Annotated in this window: 19 protein-coding genes and 1 pseudogene; 13 read left to right on the forward strand and 7 right to left on the reverse strand. The window is 62.2% G+C overall.

What is annotated here, in order from left to right; genetic code table 11:
- The first annotated feature begins 353 nt into the window (after positions 1–353).
- The 4 genes from acs (at position 354) to LDN82_RS18240 (ending at position 5,597) form a co-directional block, all read left to right on the forward strand.
- Positions 354–2,411, forward strand: a complete 2,058-nt coding sequence (gene acs / locus LDN82_RS18225) for an acetate--CoA ligase (RefSeq protein ID WP_224167572.1) — start codon at positions 354–356, stop codon at positions 2,409–2,411.
- Between the two features lie 179 nt (positions 2,412–2,590).
- A complete protein-coding gene (locus tag LDN82_RS18230) occupies positions 2,591–3,388 on the forward strand; it encodes a DeoR/GlpR family DNA-binding transcription regulator (RefSeq protein WP_216927051.1) in 798 nt (265 codons plus the stop codon).
- 87 nt (positions 3,389–3,475) lie between these two features.
- Positions 3,476–4,225 (forward strand): ABC transporter ATP-binding protein, encoded by a 750-nt coding sequence (locus tag LDN82_RS18235; RefSeq protein ID WP_224165312.1) that lies wholly within the window; start codon positions 3,476–3,478, stop codon positions 4,223–4,225.
- Positions 4,218–5,597, forward strand: a complete 1,380-nt coding sequence (locus tag LDN82_RS18240; RefSeq protein ID WP_224165313.1) for an FtsX-like permease family protein — start codon at positions 4,218–4,220, stop codon at positions 5,595–5,597. The genes LDN82_RS18235 and LDN82_RS18240 overlap by 8 nt, the downstream gene beginning before the upstream one ends.
- Positions 5,598–5,942: 345 nt before the next feature.
- Here the strand turns inward: LDN82_RS18240 and LDN82_RS18245 are convergent, their stop codons facing one another.
- Both LDN82_RS18245 and LDN82_RS18250 read right to left on the reverse strand, forming a co-directional pair.
- A complete protein-coding gene (locus tag LDN82_RS18245) occupies positions 5,943–6,962 on the reverse strand; it encodes a LacI family DNA-binding transcriptional regulator (protein WP_224088853.1) in 1,020 nt (339 codons plus the stop codon).
- Between the two features lie 14 nt (positions 6,963–6,976).
- Complete coding sequence (locus LDN82_RS18250) at positions 6,977–8,176, reverse strand: Gfo/Idh/MocA family oxidoreductase (RefSeq protein WP_224088854.1); 1,200 nt, start codon at positions 8,174–8,176, stop codon at positions 6,977–6,979.
- 203 nt (positions 8,177–8,379) lie between these two features.
- Between LDN82_RS18250 and LDN82_RS18255 the strand changes: the two genes are divergently transcribed.
- The 4 genes from LDN82_RS18255 (at position 8,380) to LDN82_RS18270 (ending at position 13,971) form a co-directional block, all read left to right on the forward strand.
- Positions 8,380–9,342: a sugar ABC transporter permease gene (locus LDN82_RS18255; protein ID WP_224088855.1), complete on the forward strand. Its 963-nt coding sequence runs from the start codon at positions 8,380–8,382 to the stop codon at positions 9,340–9,342.
- A gap of 9 nt (positions 9,343–9,351) precedes the next feature.
- Positions 9,352–10,278, forward strand: coding sequence for a carbohydrate ABC transporter permease (locus tag LDN82_RS18260; protein ID WP_224088856.1), 927 nt, complete (start codon positions 9,352–9,354; stop codon positions 10,276–10,278).
- A 72-nt stretch (positions 10,279–10,350) separates the two neighbouring features.
- Positions 10,351–11,700, forward strand: coding sequence for a sugar ABC transporter substrate-binding protein (locus LDN82_RS18265; RefSeq protein WP_224088857.1), 1,350 nt, complete (start codon positions 10,351–10,353; stop codon positions 11,698–11,700).
- Between the two features lie 102 nt (positions 11,701–11,802).
- Complete coding sequence (locus tag LDN82_RS18270) at positions 11,803–13,971, forward strand: alpha-galactosidase (RefSeq protein WP_224165314.1); 2,169 nt, start codon at positions 11,803–11,805, stop codon at positions 13,969–13,971.
- A gap of 51 nt (positions 13,972–14,022) precedes the next feature.
- Here the strand turns inward: LDN82_RS18270 and aroQ are convergent, their stop codons facing one another.
- Together aroQ and LDN82_RS18280 are read right to left on the reverse strand one after the other, a co-directional pair.
- Complete coding sequence (gene aroQ / locus LDN82_RS18275) at positions 14,023–14,487, reverse strand: type II 3-dehydroquinate dehydratase (RefSeq protein WP_224088859.1); 465 nt, start codon at positions 14,485–14,487, stop codon at positions 14,023–14,025.
- Positions 14,488–14,538: 51 nt separating this feature from the next.
- Positions 14,539–15,723: pseudogene (locus LDN82_RS18280) on the reverse strand (MarP family serine protease).
- A 235-nt stretch (positions 15,724–15,958) separates the two neighbouring features.
- On the opposite strand from LDN82_RS18280, the gene LDN82_RS18285 reads away from it, so the two are divergent.
- Positions 15,959–16,636, forward strand: coding sequence for a Crp/Fnr family transcriptional regulator (locus LDN82_RS18285; RefSeq protein ID WP_011775987.1), 678 nt, complete (start codon positions 15,959–15,961; stop codon positions 16,634–16,636).
- A gap of 181 nt (positions 16,637–16,817) precedes the next feature.
- On the opposite strand, the gene LDN82_RS18290 is transcribed toward LDN82_RS18285, so the two are convergent.
- From LDN82_RS18290 to LDN82_RS18300, 3 genes are read right to left on the reverse strand one after another with little or no spacing between them, the layout of a single operon-like run.
- A complete protein-coding gene (locus LDN82_RS18290) occupies positions 16,818–17,729 on the reverse strand; it encodes an NUDIX hydrolase (RefSeq protein WP_224165315.1) in 912 nt (303 codons plus the stop codon).
- A 17-nt stretch (positions 17,730–17,746) separates the two neighbouring features.
- Entirely contained in the window at positions 17,747–18,283 is a 537-nt protein-coding gene (locus LDN82_RS18295) for a RidA family protein (RefSeq protein ID WP_224088861.1), read from the reverse strand.
- Between the two features lie 2 nt (positions 18,284–18,285).
- Positions 18,286–18,441 (reverse strand): DUF4177 domain-containing protein, encoded by a 156-nt coding sequence (locus LDN82_RS18300; RefSeq protein WP_011775990.1) that lies wholly within the window; start codon positions 18,439–18,441, stop codon positions 18,286–18,288.
- Between the two features lie 37 nt (positions 18,442–18,478).
- Between LDN82_RS18300 and LDN82_RS18305 the strand changes: the two genes are divergently transcribed.
- The 4 genes from LDN82_RS18305 (at position 18,479) to LDN82_RS18320 (ending at position 25,541) form a co-directional block, all read left to right on the forward strand.
- On the forward strand, positions 18,479–20,779 hold the full coding sequence (locus tag LDN82_RS18305) for a transglycosylase domain-containing protein (protein ID WP_224165316.1): 2,301 nt from the start codon (positions 18,479–18,481) through the stop codon (positions 20,777–20,779).
- 2 nt (positions 20,780–20,781) lie between these two features.
- A complete protein-coding gene (locus tag LDN82_RS18310) occupies positions 20,782–21,729 on the forward strand; it encodes a metallophosphoesterase (RefSeq protein WP_224165317.1) in 948 nt (315 codons plus the stop codon).
- 183 nt (positions 21,730–21,912) lie between these two features.
- Entirely contained in the window at positions 21,913–23,712 is a 1,800-nt protein-coding gene (locus LDN82_RS18315; protein WP_224165318.1) for an ABC transporter ATP-binding protein, read from the forward strand.
- Positions 23,709–25,541 (forward strand): ABC transporter ATP-binding protein, encoded by a 1,833-nt coding sequence (locus tag LDN82_RS18320; RefSeq protein WP_224165319.1) that lies wholly within the window; start codon positions 23,709–23,711, stop codon positions 25,539–25,541. The genes LDN82_RS18315 and LDN82_RS18320 overlap by 4 nt, the downstream gene beginning before the upstream one ends.
- The last annotated feature ends 16 nt before the right edge of the window (positions 25,542–25,557 follow it).

A 25,557-nucleotide genomic window follows, 5' to 3' on the forward strand; every position in this document is an offset into this window, starting at 1 on the left:
CGATGCGTCCCAAGACTTATTCAGCCTATGCCACGCCACTGACAGTCTTCTAGCTGAAATCGGCCACGCTGCGCCGTCCACAGGAAACTCCAAGGTTCCTTACAAACAAGCGTTGCCAATCGTCGTCATGTAAACGTTTCCTGACAGCCAAAACAGCCATTCGTCGCCGAATCCGTACCGCTCGCTGACCCATTTGTGACCACGCACACGTAGGACCTCCCGAAGCGATAATGTTGAAGACGGACAGCACTCTGCGGATCCTCCGCGGGACGCACTACAACGGCTCACGGCTGGAGTGCGGACTTAGCCGGCGGCGTCCGCGCAGCAAAGATCGATGAATGATGAGGTTCACCATGTCCCAGGACACCACCGGATCCACGACCACCGCTGCAGCGTCGACGCCGCAGAACGGTCGGGCACCGCACGTCGAGGCTCTCGAGAATTTGCTCCACGAGAACCGTAAATTCCCGCCATCACCTGAGTTTGCCGCGAACGCCGTGGCTACCGCCGATGAGTACAAAGAGGCCGAAGCGGACCGACCCGCGTTTTGGGCCAAGCAGGCCCGTGAGCTGTTGAGCTGGGACAAAGACTTCGGCGAGCCTTTGGATTGGTCTGATCCGCCGTTCGCCAAGTGGTTCGTTGGCGGTGAGGTTAACGCTGCCTACAACGCGCTGGACCGCCATGTGGAGAACGGCTTGGGAGACCGCGTTGCCATCTACTTCGAAGGCGAGCCCGGCGATACCCGCACATACACCTACGCGGAGCTGACCGAAGAGGTCAAGAAGGCAGCGAACGCGTTCGAATCCCTCGGCGTGGCCAAGGGTGACCGCGTGGCCGTCTATTTGCCGATGATCCCCGAGGCCGTCATCACGCTCCTGGCCTGTGCCCGGATCGGCGCCGTGCACTCCGTGGTGTTCGGCGGCTTCTCCGCGGATGCGCTCCGGTCCCGGATCGAGGACGCCGAGGCCAAGCTCGTGGTCACCGCGGACGGTACCTACCGCCGCGGCAAGCCCAGCCCGCTGAAGCCAGCCGTCGACGAGGCCCTCAGCTCCATGGAAAACACCGGCGGGCACTCTGTGAACAACGTCGTCGTGGTCAAGCGCAATGGCGAGGACGTCAACTGGGTGGAAGGCCGCGACCTCTGGTGGAGCGACACCGTTGACAAGGCAGCAACCGAGCACACCGCCGTCGGGCATGACTCCGAACATCCGCTGTTCATCCTGTACACCTCCGGTACCACCGGCAAGCCCAAGGGCATCCTGCACACCACCGGCGGTTACCTCACGCAGACCTCGTACACGCACAAGGCTGTGTTCGATCTCCACCCTGAAACGGATGTGTACTGGTGCACCGCCGACGTCGGATGGGTCACCGGCCACTCGTACGTCGCCTACGCGCCGCTGATCAACGGCGCCACCCAGGTCATGTATGAAGGCACCCCGGACTCCCCGCACCAGGGCCGCTGGTGGGAAATCGTGGAGAAGTACAAAGTCTCCATCCTGTACACCGCCCCTACGGCCATCCGCACGTTCATGAAGTGGGGACGGGAGATCCCGGGCAAGTACGATCTGTCCTCCATCCGCGTCCTGGGCTCCGTGGGCGAACCCATCAACCCCGAAGCGTGGATGTGGTACCGCGAAGTCATCGGCGGAAACGCCGGCAAGAACGGCGAAAAGAAGGAACACCCCGCCCCGATCGTGGACACCTGGTGGCAGACCGAAACCGGCGCGCAGATGATCGCCCCGCTGCCCGGCGTCACCGCCACAAAGCCCGGCTCCGCACAGGTTCCGCTGCCCGGCATCGCCGTGGACGTGGTGGACGAAACCGGCGAGTCAGTGGCCAACGGCGAAGGCGGCTACCTCGTGGTCCGCGAACCCTGGCCCTCCATGCTTCGCGGCATCTGGGGCGATCCGGAGCGCTTCAAAGACACCTACTGGTCCCGTTTCGACACCATGTACTTCGCCGGCGATGGTGCCAAGAAGGACGAAGACGGCGACGTCTGGCTTCTGGGTCGCGTGGACGATGTCATGAACGTCTCCGGCCACCGCCTCTCAACCACGGAGATCGAATCCGCCCTCGTCTCGCACCCCTCCGTCGCTGAAGCCGCCGTGGTTGGTGCCGCCGATGAGACCACCGGGCAGGCGATCGTCGCGTTCGTCATCCTCCGCGGTGACGCCGTGAACAACGGTGAAGAGACCATCCTGGAACTCCGCAACCACGTGGGCAAGGAAATCGGCCCGATCGCCAAACCCAAGCAGTTGCTGATCGTGCCGGAACTGCCGAAAACCCGCTCGGGCAAGATTGTCCGCCGCCTCCTGAAGGACATCGCAGAAGGCCGCGACACCGGCGACGCCACCACCCTGGCAGACCCGGGCATCATGACCCAGATCGCGGAATCGCTGCGTAAGTAGCGTCACCCGGTCCCACTGGTCGACGGCGCCGCTCCCCTCCCAAGGCGAGCGGCGCCGTCGTGCGTTCAAAAGGATCGTGACGGCGCCGCGACGGCATTTGCCACCCCGCAGCAGCGTCGCGTCCTAGACTGGAGCCAGAATCAGCCTCATGTTTGATGAGGCTCTCCAGAAAGGCCCTGATGCTTCAGGCAGCACGCCACTCCGCCATCATCGATGCCGTCCAGCGCGAGCGCGTTGTGCGGGTATCGGACCTCGCCCAGCTGTTGGGGGTCTCTCCCATGACGGTGAGGCGCGATATCGAAGCCCTCGAGGAAACCGGCCGGGTGGAACGCATCCACGGCGGCGCCAAACTTCCCGGCGATGCCAGCACCCACGAGCCCGGCTTTGAGCTCAAGTCCACACAGCTGACCGCGGAAAAGCATGCCATTGCGGTCGAGGCTGCCTCGCTGGTCCACGAAGGCATGGCGATCGGGCTCAGCGCAGGAACCACCACATGGGCGTTGGCGCAGGAGCTCGTCCATGGTCCCCGGATCACAGTTGTCACCAACTCCGTGCGGATTGCCGATCTCTTCCATCATGGGTCTTCATCAGGGCCGGCCAGGTTCGGCTCCACCGTCATCCTGATTGGCGGCGAGCGCACGCCGTCGGACGCGTTGGTGGGGCCGATTGCGACGTCCTCGCTCAAGCAGCTTCATCTGGATGTCCTGTTCCTTGGTGTCCATGGCATGGACGCACAAGCCGGTTTCACCACCCCCAACCTGCTCGAGGCCGAAACGGACCGGGCGTTCATGGCATCGGCCCGCAGCACTGTGGTCCTGGCCGACTACAGCAAGTGGGGCGTAGTGGGCATAGCCTCCATAGCCCAGTTGGAAGAAGCCGACGAGCTCATCACCGATTCGAACCTGGGTGAGGATGCCCGCCGCGTACTCGCCGAGAATGTTGCAAAGCTGAGAATCGCGGACGTCCAGGCCAAGTAGGCTCTCATACCGCGGGTGGAGGCCTGCCCGGGGAGTTCAACCAGTGGGCTGACGCCGAGGGATTGGGCCTTTGGGGATGCTGGATTCATGAACGCCATCCTCCACGCTCAGCAACTCACCAAGCACTACCCCGGCAACATCGCGCTCGACCACGTGGACTTCGCCGCAATCGCGGGTGAATCCATTGCAATCATTGGGCCGTCGGGTTCCGGTAAGACCACCCTTCTGCACTGCCTGGCCGGGATTTTGAAGCCCGACGCCGGTACGGTCACCTTGAGCTCGGCGGCCGGACCGATCCGGTTGAATTCCCTCGGAGATGGGGCGCTTTCGCGTCTCCGCCGGGAGGAATTCGGTTTCGTCTTCCAGCAGGGCATGCTGCTCCAGGAACTGACCGCCCTTGAGAACGTGGCTTTGGCGCTGATGCTGAACGGCACCGATCGGACTACCTCCGAGGCCCGTGCGGCGGAGTGGCTGGCGGCCCTTGGCCTGGGCGGCATGGAACAGCGCAGGCTCGGTGAATTGTCCGGCGGGCAGGTCCAGCGGGTGGCCATCGCCCGGGCCCAGGTCACAGGGGCACGCATCGTCTTCGCCGACGAACCCACAGGTGCCCTGGACTCCGCTACCTCAAGTGAAGTTCTGGACGTGTTGCTTCAATCCGTCGCATCCAATGCCCGAACACTGCTGGTGGTCACGCACGATCCCAACGTGGCAGCACGCTGCCAGCGCGTCGTTGAGCTGCGTGACGGCCGAATCGTAGCGGACACTGGCTGTGCTGTTGCCGCTCCCAGCCAGCCGGTTCCTGCCGCTACTGACTTCAAGGGTGCGTTCAATGTCTAGCCTTGCCCTTGCCCTTCGCCTCGCCCCGTACCTTTCCCGGGGCAGCAGCCTTCGTCAAACCGGGCTGCACCAAACCAAACTGCGCGACGCCGGGTTGCCTGTTCTCGCGTTCGGCACCGTCACGGCACTTCTCTTAACGGTGGCCGGCGGTTCCCAAGTTTTTTGGTCCTGGTCTGATGACATCGCGGGCACCTACCAGGCGCTGGCCGTCGTCGCCATGGTTTTGCTCGTTATTCCGCTGCTGACGCTCGGTGCCTCTGCAGCGCGACTCGCCGCCCGTCGTCGTGATGACCGCTTGGCCTCCCTTCGCCTCTTGGGCGCCAGCAGTGCCACGGTCATGTGGATGACGATCATGGAGTCAACAATCCTGGCGGCAATCGGGGCCGTGGCGGGCGCGGGACTGTACGCCTGCGCGGCGCCGTTCCTCGGGCTGATCCAGTTCCGTGGACAGGCGATCGGCAGCCATGCCTGGTTGTCCGTGCCGTCCATCCTGGCCTGTATCCTGGCGGTTTGCCTGCTTGCCGGAGCGAGCGCTGCGCTTGGCCTGCGGAAGGTGGTACTGACGCCACTGGGCGTGCGGACCAGGCAAACGGCCGACGGCGCCCACTGGGTCCGCGGTGTCATTGCGGCTGTGGTGGTGGTCTTCGGAGTGGTGGCTATGGGCATGCTCAGCAGCTTGGGCGCGTTTCTGGTGATTATCGCCGTCATGGGCGGCTGCTTCGGACTGGCGCTGCTTGCACTGAATCTGATGGGGCCGTGGGTGTTACGGCTGCAGGCGTCATCGCTGCTCAAGAGGGCAAGGCGTCCCGAACAACTGCTCGCTGCCCGGACAGTCCTGGAAAGTCCCAAGGAATCGTGGCGACAAGTTGGGGGCGTCGCGATGACCAGTTTTGTGGGAGTGTTCGTGGGCGTCGGCATGGCGGTCGCGGACACGATGGGCGGCAGCACGTCGGATGAGACCACGCTGCTGGTGCGTGATATCAACACCGGCGTGATGATCACCCTGCTGGGCTCATTCCTGATGGTGGCCTGTTCCTCGGGCGTGAACCAGGCCGCTGCCGTGCTCGACCGCGCCTCCACCCTCGTCGCCCTGGACCGGGTTGGGATGCCGCAGAAACTAATGGTGGCTGCACGCGTCAGGGCAGTGATGTCGCCGTTGCTCCTGGTGGCGGGCATCTCTGCGGCCGCAGCAGCGGCATTGGTTCTCCCACTGGCGGGTCCTGCCTTGTTGACCCGGCCTGTGGTGTTCCTGACCGTCGGTGGAGTTTTTGCGGCCGGTTTCCTGTTGGTCCGGCTCGCCCTGGCCGCGGGCACGGCGCAGATCAGCCAAGTACTCGCCCGGCCCGAACGCTACGCCAACATGGACTCGTAACCCCCGGATGTTCTCTCACATCGGGACGCTTTTTGACGGATGTTCTCTCACATCGGGACGCTTTTTGACCGACGCTCTCTCACATCGGGACGCTTTTTGACCGACGCTCTCTCACATCGGGACGCTTTTTGACGGATGTTCTCTCACATCGACCGGCAGGAAGTGAGAGAACATCCGCCCTCCAGGCGGCAGGATGTGAGAGAACATCCGCCCTCCAGACGGCAGGAAGTGAGAGAACATCCGCCCTCCAGACAGCAGGAAGTGAGAGAACATCCGCCCTCCAGACGGCAGGAAGTGAGAGAACATCCGCACCAACACGGCAGGATGTGAGAGAACGTTGGAAGCTTACTTGCAGCCGCAGGACTGGCGCACGATCAATTCGGTGGGCAGGATGCTGTGCTGCAGTGCCTCTCCCCGGCCCTCCCCAACGAGCGCCTGAACAGCGGCTTCAGCCATGGCTTCAACGGGCTGCGCCACAGTGGTCAACGCCGGCCAACTGTATTCGGAATCAAGGGAACCGTCGAAGGACACCAAGGCAATGTCATCAGGCACCCGAACGCCCGCCTCATGGAGGGCGCGGAGGATTCCGATGGCTTGCATGTCGTTGCTGGCGAAAATTGCCGTGGGTCGGTTGGCCATGGCGAGGAAGCGCTTGCCTACTTCGTAGCCTCCCGGCCTGCTGAACTCGCCATGAAGCATGGGGCCATCCGGCAGTCCAGCGTCGCGCAAAGTTCGTAGCCAGCCCACTTCACGCCCGTCGAGCTGGTTACCTGTGTTGGTTCCTATGGCCAGGCCAATGTTTGTGTGGCCGTGGCCTATGAGGTGCTCGACGGCGGCCCGGGCGCCTGCTTCGAGGTCCACACCTACACTGGTGAACCCTGGCGGCGAACCGGCATTGTTCAGCAACACCGACGGGATTTCCGAGGCTTCAAGGTCGGTCAGGTCGGGATCGAACACACAGCTGGCCAGGAACACTCCGTCCACTTGCCGTGCGGCAAGGTTGCGGATGTTTTGGCGCTCTTTGGCCAGGCTGCCGCCGGAGTTGGTGAGGACCATGCCGTAGCCAAGTTCTGCCGCAGCATCTTCAACAGCGTGGGCGAGCTGCGAGAAAAAGGGGTTGGTGTTGTCGGGAACAATCACGCCCACGGTTTCGCTTGAGCCGAGCTTCAGAGCCCGCGCTGCAGCGTTGGGACGGTAGCCGAGGATACGGATGGCATCGCGCACTTTGGCTTCCGTCGCCGGGGCCACGTTCTTGGGCCCGCCGTTTACAACATAGCTCACGACGGCGGTACTCACCCCGGCGTACCGGGCCACGTCCTTGCGTGTAACCGGTCCGCGCGGGGTTTGTACTGCCGAAGTTGTCATGAGGTAAATGCTAGCTACAAGGAGGGAGCGTCGCCGAAGTCGCGGATAGGAAGGCGTTCGCCACCGCGGAGGGCGGATTCGTGGGCGACGATGCCGGGCAAGGTGAACCGGGCCGCAACCCAGGCGTTCACGGGCGGCAAGGTCCGGTTGTTGACCGCAGTGACAAAATCGTCCACCAGGAATTGGTGGCTGCCTTCGTGTCCGTTGGGCGCTCCGAGGAATTCTTCCGGAAGCCGTGATTGGTCGTGCACGGGTGCCAGGCCTGAGATGAAGGCATCCCGCAGTTCGGGTGCGACGTCAGCCAGGGACGGGTCATCCGCGGACATGGTCGGTTTCGTCTCCACCTGCTCAGACACGTCTTGCACAGAAGATTTGTCCTGCCACACCGTGGTGGTTGCGAGCTGCTCGAAACTGGCTTCCGTGCCAAAAAAGCGGAAACGGGATTCGCGTAGATGCGAGGGATAGCCGACCCTTCGCATCTCGTTGGTGCGCATCGCACCGCCGTCGTTCATTTCGAACAAGGCCGTAGCATTCGAGAAGTCGTTGGCGAACATGCTGATGTCCTTATCAAAGACGCCATCGCCGCGATCGTCCTTGACCCCAATACAACTGACGCTGACGGCGTGGGCTGGCACTGCGCCGAGGACGCCGCCGATGGCGTGGGTCGGGTACAGCATGGGCGGGTAGCTCGCCGTTTCCTTCCACCGTTCGCCACCGCTGTACTGGTAGGCCTCGTAGAAACCCAGGTCCATGTCGTGGACGTAGTCGCCTTCGGTGTAGAAGATCCGGCCAAACTTCCCTGCGGCATGCTGTTGGCGGGCGAAGACTGTTGCAGGGTTGTAGTAGCTGGTCTCCCCCATGGCGTAAACAAGCTTGGTGTCGCGCACGGCTTGGATGATCCGTTCGATTTCGGCTTCGGAGATCGCCATCGGCACGGCGGAGTACACGTGCTTGCCGGCGCGCAGCGCCCGCTCGACGAGGGGTCCGTGAGTCCACCGTTGCGTGAAGATGGCGACAGCATCGACGTCGGACTCCAGGAGTTCTTCAAAACTTCCCAACACGCCATCAAGGCCCCAGCGTTCCTGAGCCGCCGTAGCTCGCTCCGGTAGTTCATCCACCACGTAGACGGCACTGACGCCGGGGTGGAGCTTGAAGAGGTGCGCGAACTGGCTGCCGAATTGCCCGACACCTAGAACACCGATCGAAAACGTCATCGTTTGCCTTCCCTGAAGCTGACTCGGCAGCAGTTTGTTGTGACCTTTAGTGGGTTCGCTTGAGTCTTCCATTGCGATCTACTCGAGTCAACAGATTGGACATAAACGAACAAAAAATCCCAAAAAGGGTTGCACAAGCTAAATCTACTCGTGTAGATTCTATCCCAGTTGTTATTCACATCACAGCTAGGAAAGGGTCGACGATGACCACGCTAACCAAGCAACCCGATCCGGGGCTCTCCGTCCCCAGCGGGCCCCGAAAGTCACGGAAACGGGGAAAACCGTCCGACGGCTTCCGCGGCATCGGGGACCTGAAGGTCGCTCTCTTCTTCATCGCTCCCGCGATGGTCGGATTGATCCTCTTCTACCTCGTGCCGACCATCCGGGGCATCTACCTGAGCTTCACCGAGTACAGCATCCTGGGTGACCCGGAATGGATTGGTGCCAGGAATTACGAACGCATAGCCAAGGATCCGCTGTTCTGGAACGCCCTGGGCGTCACCTCTGAATACGTCGTGATCAACATTGTCCTTCAGACGGCGTTGGCCCTGGGCCTGGCAATCCTGATGCACCGGGTGGCAAAGTCCACACTTATCCGCGGTGCACTCCTGATGCCCTATCTGATGGCCAACGTCATCGCGGCCCTGCTGTGGTTCTGGATGCTTGACTACCAGATCGGAATCATCAATCAGGTCATCGAATGGACCGGGCTGCCTCGGGTGGCCTTCTTCGGCAGCGAGCAATGGGCCATCCCCACCCAGGCACTCATCAATACCTGGCGGCACATGGGCTACACAGCACTACTGATCTTCGCCGGCCTGCAGGCCATCCCCAACAGCGTCTACGAGGCTGCAAGCATCGACGGTTCCAAGGCCGTGAGCACTTTCTGGCGGATCACTCTGCCGCTGCTGCGCCCGGTCTTGGTGCTTGTCCTCGTTGTGACCGTGATCGGTTCCTTCCAGGTCTTCGACACCGTTGCCGTCACCACCGCTGGCGGACCTGTCAACGCGACCCGCGTGCTGCAGTTCTACATCTACCAGCGCGCGTTCAACGAACAGGACTTCGGCTACGGATCCGCCCTGGCCGTCATCCTCTTCCTCATCCTCGCCATCGTTGCCTTCATCCAAATGAAGTTCCTCCGCGGCAACCAGTCTGACCTGGACTAAGGACACGCCATGACCACTCTTGCCTCCCACAAGAACGGCGCCCGCCGTCGTCCTTCCAGCCGCCCCTTCAACTGGCGCCGCGCCATCGCCTTGACCCTTCTCGCCGTTGCCATCGCCGTGAGCATCCTGCCCTTCTACTGGGTGCTTCGCACGGCCCTGTCCTCCAATGGATCCCTCGCAGCGAACTCCGGCAACTTGTTGCCGGCCGACTTCAACCTAGGCGCGTTCAAGCGGGTCTTCGGCCTCCAAAGTGCCTCCGAAGCCATCGCAGAAGGCGGCTCCGGTGCCTCGATCAACTTCTGGCAGTACCTGTGGAATTCGTTGCTCTTCTCCGGCATCACCACAGCCTGCGCCGTGTTCTTCAGCTCGATGGCCGCCTATGCCTTCTCCCGGCTGCGATGGAAGGGCCGCGACGCCGTCTTCTCCCTGTTCCTTGCGACCATGCTCGTCCCGCCGATCTTTACCGCCCTGCCCAACTTCCTGCTCATCAAGAACCTGGGCCTGTTGAATTCCATGCTCGGGCTCGTGCTGCCTTACCTGTTCATGACCCCGTTCGCGATCTTCTTCATGCGCCAGTTCTTCCTGAACATGTCCCGGGAAGTCGAAGAGGCGGCCATGCTCGACGGCGCCAAGCACTGGCGGATCTTCTTCCAGATCATCATGCCCAACGCGGCCGCACCGATCGCGACCCTGGCACTGCTGACCTTCATGGGCCAGTGGAATGAATACTTCTGGCCCCTGCTCGTGGGCACCTCCGAAGAATCCCGGGTGCTCACCGTGGGTCTGGGAGTCTTCAAATCCCAGTCCCCGCAAGGCGCACCGGACTGGTCCGGGCTCATGGCCGCAACGCTCGTGTCCGCCACGCCCGTGCTGATCCTCTTCGCCATCTTCGGCAAACGGATTGTCAACTCCATCGGCTTCAACGGCACCAAATAGCTTTCTCCACCGCACTCCCGCGGCACCGGCATGGGCCGGACCGCACCCCATCCCGTCCTGAAAGGACACACCATGATGAACAAGAAGGCATTCGGCGCTGTCGCCGTAGCAGCAGCCGCCGCTCTCGCCCTGTCCGCCTGTTCGGGCGGAAGCGCCGGAGGAGATGCTGCCAAGGGCGAAATCAGCTACTGGCTCTGGGACGCCAACCAGCTCCCCGCCTACCAACAGTGCGCCGCGGACTTCACCAAGGCCAACCCGGACATCACCGTCAAGATCACCCAGACCGGCTGGGATGACTACTGGTCCAAGATCACCAACGGCATGGCCTCCGGCACCGCGCCGGACGTCTTTACCGACCACCTGTCCAAGTACCCGGACTTCCTCAAGACCAAGCAGCTCGTGGCACTTGACGACGCCGTCACCAAGGACAAGGTAGAGCTTTCGCAGTACAACGAGGGCCTCGCCGACCTCTGGGTGGGCCAGGACGGCAAGCGCTACGGCCTGCCCAAGGACTGGGACACCATCGCACTGTTCTACAACCAGAAGATGGCCACGGACGCCGGCATCACCCCGGAACAGATGGGCTCCCTGAACTGGAACCCGCAGGACGGCGGAACGTACGAGAAGGCGATCGCCCGCCTCACCGTGGACAAGAACGGCAAGCGCGGCGACGAAGCAGGCTTCGACAAGAACAACGTTGCCGTCTACGGATTGGGGCTGCCAGGTTCCGACGCCGAGAACGCCGGCCAGACGCAGTGGAGCTATCTGTCCGCCACCACGGGCTGGACCACCACGGACAAGAACCCCTGGGGCACCCACTTCAACTACGACGACGAGAAACTCCAGGACACCATTGACTGGTGGGCCTCACTCGCTGCGAAGGGCTACATGCCCAAGCTTGAAACCACCGTGGGCGCCAACGCTGCCGATAGCTTCGGCGCGGGGAAGGCTGCCATCAACAGCAATGGTTCCTGGATGATCGGCCAATACACCGGCTACAAGGGCATCGACGTCGGCATCGCCCCCACCCCTCAGGGCCCCGACGGCAAGCGCGCCTCCATGTTCAACGGCCTGGCCGATTCCATCTGGGCCGGCACGAAGAAAAAGGATGCTTCCATCAAGTGGGTCGAGTACCTCGGCTCTGCCGCGTGCCAGGACGTCGTCGCTTCCAAGGCCGTCGTGTTCCCGGCCATCACCACCTCTTCCGAGAAGGCCGCTGACGCCTTCAAGGCCAAGAACGTGGACGTCAGCGCCTTCACCCAGCATGTGAAGGACAAGACCACCTTCATGCTCCCCATCACGGACAACGCCGCCAAGGTTGCGGGAATCATGAAGCCGGCCATGGACGCGGTGATCGCCGGCAAGTCCCCGGCCAGTTCCCTTACGGCCGCCAACGAACAGGTCAACGCCCTCTTCAAGTAAAACCTCCCGTTGTGAGGCCTGCTCTGCGCTCTTTGACGCCCCGTTGGGACGCAGAGCAGGCCTCACAAGTCCAGCACCATCTTTTGAAAGCGACTCATACCCATGCACCCGCTCCATCTCCGTTCCGCAGGTACCAGCCTGGTGATCAGCACTCACCGAGGAGAGGCCGAAATATCCCACTGGGGAGCAGACCTGGGCGACGCCCTTCCGGACCTTTCCATCCTCAGTGAGCCCATCCCTCCTTCCTCGATCGACGCCAACGTGCCGGCCGGGCTCCTTCCCCAGGCTTCCTCCTCGTGGCAGGGCCGGACGGGATTGCGCGGACACCGGTTCACGGATGGAGTTCCCGGGCACGACTTCTCCGTACGCCTGCGGGCGGTGAGCGCCACCGGGGACGGGGGGTCGGCGGTGATCGTTCAATCAGATCCCGACGCCGGCATCACCGTCACGAGCAACCTCACCTTGCACCCGGGTGGGCTTTTGGAACTGCGGCACACCGTCACCAACGATGGCACGTCGCCTTTCCAGGTGGACGAATTGGCAACGATGCTCCCGGTGGCACCGGACGCCGTCGAGCTTTTGGACCTTACCGGCCGTTGGTGCCGCGAACGGCACCCACAGCGCAGGGCCATCCAGCAAGGAACCTGGGTCCGCACTGGCCGTCACGGCCGCACTGGGCACGATTCCTCGCTGCTGCTCGCGGCAGGAACCGCAGGCTTCGGCAACCGGCACGGCAAAGTCTGGGCCACGCATTTGGCGTGGAGCGGAAATCACGAGCAATTTGCTGACAGCGTAGCCGATGGCCGCACCATGATCGGCGGTTCCGAGCTCCTTGGTCCCGCAGAAGTAGTGCTGCAACCCGGTGAAAGCTACACGACGCCGGCGTTGTTTGCCGCCTACTCCGACCACGGTTTGGACGGCATCAGTGAAGCCTTCTACAGCTGGTTCCGGTCACGCCCGCACCACGTGGACGTCGCTGCAAAACCAAGGCCAGTGGTCCTCAACACCTGGGAAGCGGTGTACTTCGACCACAAACTGGACACCCTGATCGAGCTGGCGGAATCGGCTGCAGACCTTGGCGTTGAGCGTTTCGTGCTCGACGACGGGTGGTTCCGCGGACGCCGGGACGACCACGCCGGGCTGGGTGACTGGTACGTCGACGAGACCCTTTGGCCAAGCGGCCTGACGCCATTGATTGATGCAGTGACTTCGCGCGGGATGGAGTTTGGCCTCTGGGTTGAACCGGAGATGGTGAACCTTGACTCCGACATCGCCCGCGCCCACCCCGAGTGGATCGTTGGACCTTCTGCCCTGTCCTTCAAGGACGGTGGCCGGCTGCCTCTCGAATGGCGACACCAGCACATCATTGACCTCGTGAACCCCGAGGCGTGGCATTACGTTTTTGATCGGATTGACAGCCTGCTGCGGGAAAACAACATCAGTTACCTCAAGTGGGACCAAAACCGGGACCTCGTGGAGCACGGCCATGCGGGCCGTTCCTCCGTCCATGAACAGACCCTCGCCGCTTACCGGCTGTTCGATGCCCTCCGTGCAGCACATCCGGGTGTCGAGATCGAAAGTTGCTCCTCCGGTGGCGCCCGCGTGGACCTTGGGATCCTGGAACGCACCGACCGGATCTGGGCTTCGGATTGCAATGACGCGTTGGAGCGGCAAACCATCCAGCGCTGGACCGGTTTGATGGTTCCCCCGGAGCTGGTGGGCGGACACATCGGACCGACCACCTCACACACCACGGCCCGGACGCATGACTTGTCGTTCCGGGCCATCACGGCGCTTTTTGGCCATTTCGGCATGGAATGGGACATCCGGGAAGTCCAGGGGGCTGAGCGTGAGGAACTCAAGCGGTTCATCACCCTGTACAAAGAGCACCGCGGATTGATCCACAGTGGACGGATGGTGCGGGCCGATGTGCCGGACGAGTCCATGATGCTGCACGGCGTGGTGGCTGACGCTCCGACGTCCGGTGCCACGGCTGCTCTGTTCGCCGTGGTCAAGACCCGGACAGGCTTTAGCGAACTGCCCGGACGGGTGACCATTCCAGGGTTGGATCCTGCCCGCTCATACCGGGTAGAAGCGATCTTCCCAGCACCCGGGGATGCCGACTACGGGCACACGTTCACTGAGGCAAAGCCGGCGCCGTGGGTGGCGTCCGGGGCTGAAGCTTCGGGACGCTTCCTGGGCGAGGTGGGCCTTCCGATGCCCGTCTTGAACCCGGAGCACGCGCTTTTGCTGCGGTTCACTGCCCTGTAGCCCTCTCTCACGTCCTGACGGCTCCCCGGGAACCCTCTCACATCCGCCCGGCTATACCGTTTCAGCCAGGTAATCAATGGCCAGCTTGTACCCGAGCACGCCCGCGCCCACGATGATCGCGTTACACACGCCGGATAAGTAGGAGTGGTGCCGGAACTCTTCGCGCTGATGAACGTTGGTGATGTGTACTTCAACGGCGGGCAGCTGAACTGCGGCCAGGGCGTCACGAAGTGCCACTGACGTGTGGGTGAAGGCACCGGCATTGATGACGATTCCCGACGCCGTTCCGCGTGCTGCATGGATGGCGTCGAGGAGGTCCCCTTCGTGGTTGGACTGAACGCAGTCCACCGTGAAGCCATGTGCAGCCGCCGCTGACATTGCCAGCTGCTCGACGTCGGCGAGCGTGGAAGTGCCGTACTTCTCGGGCTCCCTGGTGCCCAAAAGGTTAAGGTTCGGTCCGTTGATCACAAGAATGGTGGCGCGACCAGCTTCGGTGGCGGGGGTGGCTTCAGTCATGACTCCCAATCTATTAGGCGACGGGAGAATGTCCGGGAATTGCCCTCAAAGTTACTTGCGTGTGCACTGCCCGGGCGAAACCGGCGCACTAAGACCTGGAGCTTGGGCAGCCACCGGCTGGATGTCCTCCATGGTGAGTGCGAAGCCAACCGCAGCATCAGTAGTGGTCTTGGCAAAGATCAAGCCGGCTACCTGCCCCTGCATGGTGAGCAGCGGCCCTCCGGAGTTACCGGGTTGAACGTCGCCCGCAAGCTTGTAGACCAACTCCGGAGAGGGGTTGCCGCCATAAATATCAGGAACAAGAATGGTCGAAATTCCTTGGATGGTTGCCGGTTTGGACTGGAACGGACCTCCATGCGGGTAGCCGGCAAAAGCTGCCGGGCTGCCGGCGGCCAGGTCTGGACTCAGCTGAAGCGGATCCGATGAAAGTCCGTCCACGGCCAAAACCGCGATATCCCGCTGGGGGTCGAAGTAGACCACCCGACCCGGCAACGCGCCGCCGTCGGGAATCTCGACCACCGGCTGCGACACGCCCGCCACAACGTGTGCATTGGTCACGACGCGCCCGGGCGCCACCACAAATCCGGATCCCGTCTGGTTCTGGCCGCATTAAAAAGCCGTGCCCGCGATCTTCAGGACGGACTCGGCGGCCTGGTTCAGGGCTGGAGTGTCAGTGGACTCGTTGGGAACCGGAACCGGCGTCGCTGGGCCGAAGCCCTCAATCAGCTTGGGAATACCGTCGCCGATCACCGTTGATCGCAGTTGTGCCATCGTGGTTTTCACCGGCGTCGGCGTCAACGAATCGATGTATCGGATGACGCGGGACTGGGCCAACTGCTGTGAGACGAACGGCACACCAAGCGAACTGATGCTGAACGCCAGCATGGACATCACCAGAGCGGCAACCACCACGCTGACAACGCCGCCAATCAACCGGTCAGCGGCGTGCAACGGCTTGATCCGCACAGCATGGCGGACTTTTCGGCCGATCATGGTCCCCAGCCCGTGGCCTAAAGCAATGAGCACGACAGCGGCACCCACCGTTGCGGTCAGCCTCCAACCGCTGTCGCTCACCCAGCCGCTCACCAGTGGAACAGCCATGAACGCAGCAATCGCGCCGACCACAAAACCGGCAATTCCGCCCAGTGTCACCAGGAAGCCATTTCGCAGGCCATAGATCAGGTAGGACAGCAGCATCAAGATCAATGCCAAATCCAAAATCGTCAAGCCAAACACCAATGCTCCTCGTAACCGGGTAGCGCCAATTGTAGATGGGCACCCTGACAGGGAACCGTTAGTCCCATCACGATAAGGGGTCGCTCCGAGCGTTCAAAGGCACGGCAAACAAGGCCCGATAGGGGCAAAAACCGCGCCGTTTCAGCGTTTCGCCTGCCAAGTACGTCACAGAAGCTTAAAAATTCTGAAACAATGGCTGGAGCGCCACGACCGAAACTTATATTCAGGAGATTTCATGGACATCGAGGTATTGCGCCGCGCACCCCTCTTCGCCACCCTTGACGACGACGCATTCCGCTTGCTGACGGACGAACTCACCGAGGTGGACCTCTCACGCGGGGCTTCGGTATTCCGCGAAGGCGACCAGGGTGACCAGCTGTACTTCATCGTTTCCGGCAAGGTAAAGCTCGGCCGCACCTCCCCCGATGGCCGCGAGTCCCTGTTGGCCATCCTCGGCCCGGGAGAACTCTTCGGCGAAATGGCGTTGTTCGACCCCAGCCCCCGCACCGCCACGGCCACCGCCGTCTCCGAAACGCGCCTGGCAGGATTGAAGAACGAAAGCCTCAACGCGCTGCTCCGCACACGTCCCGAGGTTTCCGCGCAGTTGTTGCAGGCCCTCGCCCGCAGGCTCCGCCGCACCAACGATTCCCTGTCCGACCTCGTCTTCTCGGACGTCCCGGGCCGCGTCGCCAAGGCGCTCCTGGATCTGGCTGACCGCTTCGGCCGTCCGGCCACCGACGGCGTCCTGGTTGCCCATGAACTGACGCAGGAAGAACTCGCCCAACTGGTGGGCGCTTCCCGCGAAACCGTCAACAAGGCACTGGCCGAGTTCGTCCAGCGCGGTTGGCTGCGTCTGGAAGCGCGCGCCGTCGTCATTCTGGACATGCAGCGACTCCGCCAGCGTTCGCGCTAGCCCTTACAAAAAAGCCGCTCCGGTGATGAACCGGGGCGGCTTTTTTCGTCGGGAAGTGAGAGAAGATCCGTCAAAACCCGTCGGGATGTGAGAGAAGATCCGCCAAAACCCGTCGGGAAGTGAGACGTCGGGATGTGAGAGAGCGTCTGTCAAAACCCGTCGGGAAGTGAGAGAAGATCCGTTAGCGCTCCCGCTGCGGCTCTCCGGCTACAGTCCTGGCGGCTTCGACCTCGAGCATGAGAATTCCGCCCTCGTCCACCAGTTTGGGTTGGTACACGTGGGCTTTGCGCTTGTAGCTCAGGTAGGCGATGCAGCCGTTGGCGTGGGCCATTTTTTCGAGCATGATTTCGGACCCTGGGACCAGGAGCTGGCCGAGGGTGAGTCCGACCGTGTTTTCCTGGGCTATTTCGTCACCGAGGGCCGTGGTGTCGCGGAGGGCGATGGCTTCCGCGGCGCACACCCAACGGCCCCAGACTCCCTTGCTGCCCAGGATGCTCGGCTGCTGGTTCACGGGGACCGTGGCGGCAAAATAGCGCGTGTTGAAACGGGTATGCGCGAAGTCGGGGCTGAGCCAGTTGACCAGGGGCTTCAGCAGGTCCGTGCGCAGTGAAAGGCCACGCTTGGCGAGCACTTCGCTGAAGGACTTCTCCTGGCTGGATACGGCTTCCCTGGCTTTCATCCATTCCACCGTGGAGTTGGCCTCCACGGTGGAGGAAGCGTCGGGGCCGGCAAGGAGGACGCCGGTTTCCTCGAAGAGTTCGCGGATTGCGCCCACCACGTGGCGGCGGGCGAGTCCGACGTCGTCCGTTCCCATATGCTCAGCCCAGGACTGCGGTGAGGGACCCAACCAATCGATGGGGTCGTCGTCGGACGGGTCCAGGGATCCGCCGGGGAAGGCAACGACACCCAGCGGCGAGGAGCCTGGCCTGTAACCAAGCCAGGTCTCCAGGCCGGTGGGTGAGTCCCGCAAGAGAACGACGGATGATGCGTAGCGGGCGGCCCTGGGGGTCCGCTCGCCGAGCTCAAGCCAGTTTCGTGCCGCCCCTTCGAGTGCCGGGGGGAGTGCGAACAGGCGGCGGGCAAGCTGCGGCAATTGGGTGAACCGGTTCCTTAGCTGAATTCAGCGATGAGCTCGACTTCGACGGGAGAGTCGAGCGGCAGGACGGAAACGCCGACGGCGGAGCGTGCGTGCTTGCCGGCGTCGCCCAATACCTGGCCGAGAAGTTCGGAGGCACCATTGATGACTCCGGGCTGGCCGGTAAACGTGGGTTCGGATGCAACAAAGCCAACTACTTTGACGATGCGGGTGATGCGGTCGAGGTCGCCGATGACGCTCTTGACGGCAGCGAGGGCGTTGATGGCACAAACAGCGGCGTAGCGCTTGGCATCCTCAGGATCGACTGTTGGTTCATCGGAGGTACCCAACTCGCCGAGCGAGACCTTGCCCGTAGCTTCGAGTTTGCCATTAATAAAGGGCAGCTGGCCTGACGTGTAAACGTAGTTGCCGGAGACGACCGCCGGCACGTAGTCGGCAACCGGCGTGGCGACCTCGGGAAGGGTCAAGCCGAGCTCGGCGAGACGCTGCTCAACAGCCGACGTCGGAGCGCCGGATTCCGCGGCAGACGTGGTTTCTGCGGGGGTTGTCATGATTACTGCTTCTCCCTCTTCAGGTATGCAACAAGGCCTTTGCCATCGGGTCCACCGACGACCTGGACAAGCTCCCAGCCGTCCTCGCCCCATTGGTCCAGAATCTGCTTCGTGGCGTGAATAATGAGCGGAATCGTGGCGTACTCCCATTTGGTCATGACAGAAAGCCTAGCCCTTGCCGGTAAAGTGGAAAACATGGTGACTCGCAAGAACCCCATATTCGACACTGCCACCACCCTCGGAAAGATTCTAGGTTTCCTTGGCGTGAGCGCGATTTGTGGCGTCCTGGTGGCGGGCCTGTTGGTCCCCGCAGCCGCCGTTTCGGGCAGTGCCGCAAGTGGTTCCATCCAGTTCTTTGACACTCTGCCGGCGGAGCTGCAGGTGGATCCGCCCAGCCAGAACACGACGATTCTGGCGAAGGACGGTACGCCGATCGCCTCCATCTACGCGGAGAACCGTACCAAGGTTCCGCTGGACCAAATGAGCCCGTTCATCAAGGACGCTGTCATCGCCATCGAGGACAGCCGTTTTTATGAGCACGGCGGCATCGATACCACCGGCATCATGCGAGCCATCGTGAGCACCGCCCGCGGCAACAAGCAGGGCGCGTCCACCATTACGCAGCAATACGTTAACAACGTCATCAATGAGTCGCTGGTGGCCTCCGGCAAGGACGAAGACGTCAAGCTGAACGGCCTGAACAAGGGCGTCGGAGATAAGCTCCGCGAGATGAAGCTTGCTATCGCCCTGGAGAAGAAGTTCTCCAAGGAGCAGATCCTTGAGGGCTACCTCAACATCGTCTTCTTCAACCGTGACGCGTATGGCATTGAAGCTGCCTCCAAGTTCTTCTTCAGCACTACTGCGAAGGATCTGACACTTCCGCAGGCAGCCTTGCTCGCTGGTTTGGTGAACAGCCCGTCCGCCTTCGATCCGATCACCAACCCGGATAACTCCAAGAAGCGGCGCGACCTTGTGCTGGCTGCCATGGTGAACCAGGGCAAGATCTCCCAGGCTGAGTACGACGAAGCGGTAGCCACCCCTGTCACCACCAAGGTCACTCCCGCACGCCAGGGTTGCGCTTACGCCACCATGGCTCCGTATTTCTGCGACTACGTGCTCCACTTGCTTTTGAACAACCCGGCGTACGGCGAGACCTCGGACGAGCGCGAAAAGCGGGTGATGCGCGGCGGCCTGACCATCCGGACCACCCTTGATCCCACTGCGCAGACCGTTGCCCAGCAGCAGGTTGATGGGACAGCCGGCGCCAACCCGGACAAGTGGGGTGCCTCGATCGTCTCGGTCCAACCGGGTACCGGCCAGATCGTCAGCATGGCCCAGAACACTGTCTGGCTCCCCCAAGAGGGCAAGTTCGATCAGACCCAGAACTTCAATGTGGACGTCCTCGATGCCGAGGGCAACGACCTCAATGGCATCGGCGGTTTCCAGCCCGGTTCTACGATGAAGCCGTTTACGTTCGCTGAATGGCTGAACGAGGGCAAGTCGATGAATACGACGATTAATGCTTCGGTTCGCAGGTACCCCCAGAACTTCCGGTGGCGGAATACCTGTCCTGCACCCACTGTTGGCTGGTACGACGCCACGAACGGCACTTTCGACCTGCAGAACTCGGATGAGGGTTACTACAGAAACATGACGGTCCTGTACGGCCTCATGAACTCGATCAACACAGCCACCTTTGCTTCTGCTTCCCAGCTGGACCTGTGTGGCATCCAGGGCATTGTCGATGCCACGGGCATCCACGGCGGCCTGCCTGCACGGGATGACACCGGTAAGATCACGGATCCCAACCCCAAGGTGCCCATGACCACTCTGGGTAACCTCATTGGTTCCACCCAGACTGCACCTCTCACCATGGCAACGGCGTTCGCCACGTTCGCTGCCGATGGCAAGTACTGTGCGCCAATCGCGATTACTTCGGTGAAGGACCAGTCCGGCGCCGATCTCCCGGCGCAATCCTCCAACTGCAAGGATGCCGTCAAACCTGAAGTTGCCCGGGGCGTGGCGTATGCCATGCAGGAAGTCTTGAACGCCGGTTCGGGTTCGCTGATCCGCCCTGCCCTTTCCACGCGTAACAACTTCCCCGTAGCCGCCAAGACCGGTACCAACGACACCAACGGTTCCACGTGGGTTGTCGGCTACACCACCGGGTTGGCAACGGCTTCCTGGTTCGGTGACCCTTTGGGTGACCAGAAGCGACCGGGCCGGAACCTGACCGTCAACGGCAAGTTCTACCAGTCGATCGATGGTTACATGATTGCTGGTCCGCAGTTCACCAACTACATGCTGGCCGTTGCCCCTGCATATGGCACCAACCCGTTCCAGGCGCCCCCGTCCAACCTCCTCGGAGGTTCAACTCCGCAGCGCAGTACCGCCCCGGCACCTACGCAAAACAATCCCGCCCCGCCGGCACCCCCTACCAACACTGGCGGCAATAGCGGCAACGGCGGCAACGGCAACGGCCCTGGCAAGGACTAACCGTGCAGTTCCCTGATTCCCTGGCAAACCGCGTCCGCACTATCGGGCGCGGTTTCGCCGTCACCACTGCCCTCGGCGCCACTGCCGGCGCGGCAGCTGCTGCCTACGGTTGGTGGGAAAAGGACCAGTTCGGGGTCCGTCGTGAGACTCTCCCCATCCTCCCCGAAGGGTCTGAGCCGTTCCGCGTACTGCACCTGAGCGATATCCATTTCGTTCCCGGACAGTACAAGAAAACCCGGTGGCTGCAGTCTTTGGTGGATTTGAAGCCCGATCTTGTAGTCAACACCGGAGACAACCTCAGCCATGAACAGGCCGTGGATCCGCTGATCAGCGCCCTCCGGCCTCTCATGGAATTTCCCGGCGTCTTCGTCCCGGGCTCCAACGACTACTACGCACCCAGGATCAAGAACCCTGCGGGCTACTTCCGCGGACCGTCGAAGCTCAGGACCGATCCCATCAAGCTCGACTGGCCCAGATTGCGGTCTGCTTTCGGCATGGGAGGCTGGATCGACCTCACCAACCGTGCGCAGTCGGTGGTGTTGAACGGCCTGCGTTTCGATTTCTCGGGCGTAGACGATCCCCACTTGAAGCGCGAACGCTATGCCGGTTGGCCCCGCGGCACCGTGAACCAGGATGCCCGCCCTCATTTGAGGGTCGCCGTCATCCATGCGCCGTACCAGCGCGTCCTGGACCACTTCACCGAAGCCGAGGCAAACCTGATCCTCGCCGGACATACTCATGGTGGCCAGATCTGCATCCCAGGTTACGGCGCTCTCGTCTCCAACTGCGACCTGCCGACATGGCGGGCCAAGGGCCTCCACGATTGGGAAAGCGACGGGTTCACGACGCCGGTGAACGTCTCAGGCGGCATTGGCACCTCGCGCTACGCCCCGGTCCGGATCGCGTGCCGCCCGGAAGCGGTCCTGCTGACGCTCACGGCCCGCAGCTAATCGCCGCGCGCAGCTAAAACGCCGCGCGCATCTCAACGCATGGACCATTACGAATCCCAATAACTGGGGAACTTTCCACATAGCAAAGTGTGGTCCTGTGAAACGAATCACGGCATGGCATAGGGTAGTTGCTACGGGAAACTACCTCCGCACCATCTGAAGATCCAGCTGTTGAGAGCGGGCATGTCCAAACAAACGTCATTCTTCACATCCGTCGGCCGCCTGTACCCTCATGTGCGGCCCATCCTCCCCCGGCTTTTTATGGGCCTCCTCTGCGCACTGCTCGCCAGCATCGTCGCGCTGACGATTCCCCAGGTGCTGCGTGTATTGGTCAACACGTCGCTTCAACCCGGCGGTGACCCAGGCGCTGTCTGGATTGCCGCCGTCGTGATTCTTGCGCTTGGTGTGGCTGAAGCCGGACTGGTGGCCTTGCGCAGGCAGTTCGTGATCAACCCGGCTACGACGGTTGAGACGAGGATGCGCGTATCGCTGTACGGTCACCTCCAGCAGCTCACAGTGTCTTTCCATGATCGCTGGGGCTCCGGCCAGTTGCTGTCCCGCGCCATGACGGACTTGAGTTTTCTGCGCCGCTGGATGGCGTTCGGCGCGATCATGCTGGTGGTCACCACGTTGACAGTGATTATTGGCGTCGGAGTCATGTTCTCCATGAGTTGGCAACTGGCGTTGATCTTCCTCGGCGCGGCTGTGCCGATCATGGTCAATTCGTTCCGCTTCCGCCGTCGCTTCAGCCGGGCCACACGCCTCAGCCAGGATCAGGCGGGCGATCTTGCTACCACCGTGGAAGAGTCCGTCCACGGCATCCGCGTCCTGAAGGCTTTCGGCCGCAGCCGCGAAGCGCTGGAGAATTTCAACGGCCAGGCAGAAGAGCTGCGGCAGACGGAGATTGCCAAGGCGAAGCAGCAAGCCGGCTTCACGCTGGTGGTCACGTTGCTGCCTGAGTTGGCACTGGGCGTCGGACTGGTGGTGGGCATCATGCTCGCAGCAAGCGGACAGTTGAGTATCGGCTCGCTGGTTGCGTTCTTCGCCACCGCCGCCGTGGTGGCCACTCCCGTGGAATTTTCCGGCATGCTCCTGGCCATGGCACTGACTGCCAAGACTGCACTGGACCGCCACTTCGAAGTCATGGATACCGAGAACACCATCACTTCGCCGGATCATGCCGAGGTGCCGGCAACGGTGAGGGGAGCCTTGCGCTTTGAGCACGCGGGCTTCGGATTCGACGACGGCGGGATGCTCCTGCACGACATCACCCTGGACATTCGTCCGGGCGAAACCATGGCACTGGTGGGCATCACCGGCAGTGGCAAGAGCTCCCTGCTGCAACTGGTCCCCCGCCTGTACGACGTCAAGGAAGGCTCCGTGACGATTGACGGCGTGGACGTCCGCGACTACGACATCGAGGAACTCCGGCGGATCGTGGCGGTGGCTTTCGAGGACACCACATTGTTCTCAAGCTCGGTACGGGACAACGTCCTGCTCGGCGCCGCTGAGCCCAGCGAGGCCGCCCTTGACGAAGCTTTGGACGTCGCCCAAGCCCACTTCGCGTACTCTTTGCCGGACGGTGTCGACACCCTGATTGGTGAGGAAGGATTGAGCCTTTCAGGTGGCCAGCGGCAGCGCATTGCCCTCGCCAGGGCCATCGCTGCGAAGCCGAAAGTCCTGGTCCTGGACGACCCTCTCTCGGCTTTGGACGTCAACACTGAGGAACGCGTGGAAGCAAGGCTGCGCGAGGTACTTCACGAGACAACCACGCTGATCGTCGCACACCGGCCTTCGACCGTGGCATTGGCGGACCGCGTGGCATTGCTTGAGAACGGAACCATCACCGCAGTCGGAACCCACACGGAACTGTTGACCGAAAACGCCCACTACCGCTACGTCATCGCAAGCCTGGATACCGGTCCGAGAGATCTGGACAGCGAACTGGACGAGCTCGAAGACGCCGAGGAGGCCCGCCGGTGAGCGCCACAACCTTTGGAACCGCCAACGAGGACAACACGCTCCTGAGCAAAGCAGACAGCAAAGCAGTACGACGCCGGTCACTCGCCTTGCTGGGCTCGCTGATCCGCCCGGTGCGGTTGCGTTTCTGGATGACGATCGTGATGGTGGTGGTTTCGCAGCTCACCCGCGTTGCGGGGCCGGCCCTGATCGCCTTTGGGATCGACACCGCCTTGCCCGCATTGCAAGCCGGTGACAATGGACCGTTGGTGCTCGCCGGTGCTTTGTACCTGGCTGCGGCCGTCGCCACTGCTGCTATGACCGCCCTCTACGTAACGTCCACAGCCCAATTAAGCCAGGCCATGCTGCTGGACCTCCGGGTCCGCGTCTTCAGGCATACCCAGCGGTTGAGCCTTGAATTCCATGAGAAGTACACGTCCGGCCGCATCATCGCCCGTCAAACCTCGGACCTCGAAGCGCTGCGGGAATTGCTGGACTCCGGCGTAAGCTCCCTCGCGTCGGGCATGCTGTTCATGCTCTTCACGGCCTTCACGGTATTTGCCTTGGACTGGCGCAGTGGATTGATCATGCTTGCGGCGGGTGTGCCCATGTTCTTCCTCGCGCGCTGGTACCAAAAGCATTCGCAGATTGCTTTCCGGGAATCCCGCGTGGTTTCGGCCCGGTTGATCGTGCACTTCGTGGAAACCATGACCGGTATCCGTGCCGTGAAGGCCTTCCGCAAGGAGCGTGAGAACGCTGACCGCTATGGTGCGTTGGCTGAGGACTACCGCAAGAACACCGTGCGCTCCATCAACCTGAACGGCATCTTCCAGCCGGGACTGGTTCTGATCGGCAACGTGTGTGTGGCTGCAGTCCTGTTGTTCGGCGGGTTCAGGGTGCTCAGCGGAGACCTCGCCGTGGGCGTCCTCCTGGCCCTCATCCTGTCCACCAAGCGCTTCTTCCAGCCGGTGGACCAGATGGCCATGTTCTACAACTCCTTCCAGAGCGCACAGGCGGCATTGGAAAAAGTATCCGGGCTCCTGGAGGAAGTGCCTACCGTCCGGCCTCCGAAGAACCCTGTGCCGCTGAACAGTTCACGCGGAGAGATCGACTTCAAGGGTGTGCAGTTCGGGTACAGCGATGGCAAGGTGGTTGTGCCCAAACTGGACCTCCACATTCCGGCTGGCCAAACCGTTGCCCTGGTCGGGCAGACAGGCGCGGGTAAGTCCACCTTGGCCAAACTCGTTGCGCGCTTCTACGACGTCACGTCCGGCGCCATCACTTTGGACGGAGTTGACCTTCGCGACCTCGCTACCACCGACCTACGCCGCGCAGTGGTCATGGTGACCCAGGAAGCCTTCCTCTTCAGTGGCTCCGTGGCGGAGAACATCGCATTGGGACGACCTGAAGCTTCCCGAGCCGAAATAGAGGCTGCCGCTAAAGCAGTGGGCGCCCATGAATTCATCCTGAGCTTGCCCGAAGGATATGACACGGATGTCAATAAGCGTGGTGGGCGGGTCTCATCGGGGCAGCGCCAACTTATCGGCTTCGCCAGGGCTTTCCTCGCCGCGCCGGCCGTCCTGATTCTCGACGAAGCAACGTCGTCGCTGGATATTCCTTCGGAGCGGATGGTCCAGGCAGGGCTTGCGCATCTTCTGGAGGGTGTCGCCGGCCAGAATGCTGCCCGCACTGCCATCATCATCGCCCACCGTCTCTCCACTGTGGAGACAGCAGACAGGGTGCTGGTGGTCCACGACGGCCGGATTGTCGAGGACGGAACACCGGCCGAGCTGATCACTGGTGGCGGCCGGTTTGCGCGGCTTCATGGTGCATGGAGGGACTCGCTCGTGTGAGGAGCGACACCGCCTT

Source organism: Arthrobacter sp. StoSoilA2, from assembly GCF_019977195.1.
In the GTDB taxonomy this organism is placed as follows: Bacteria; Actinomycetota; Actinomycetes; order Actinomycetales; family Micrococcaceae; genus Arthrobacter.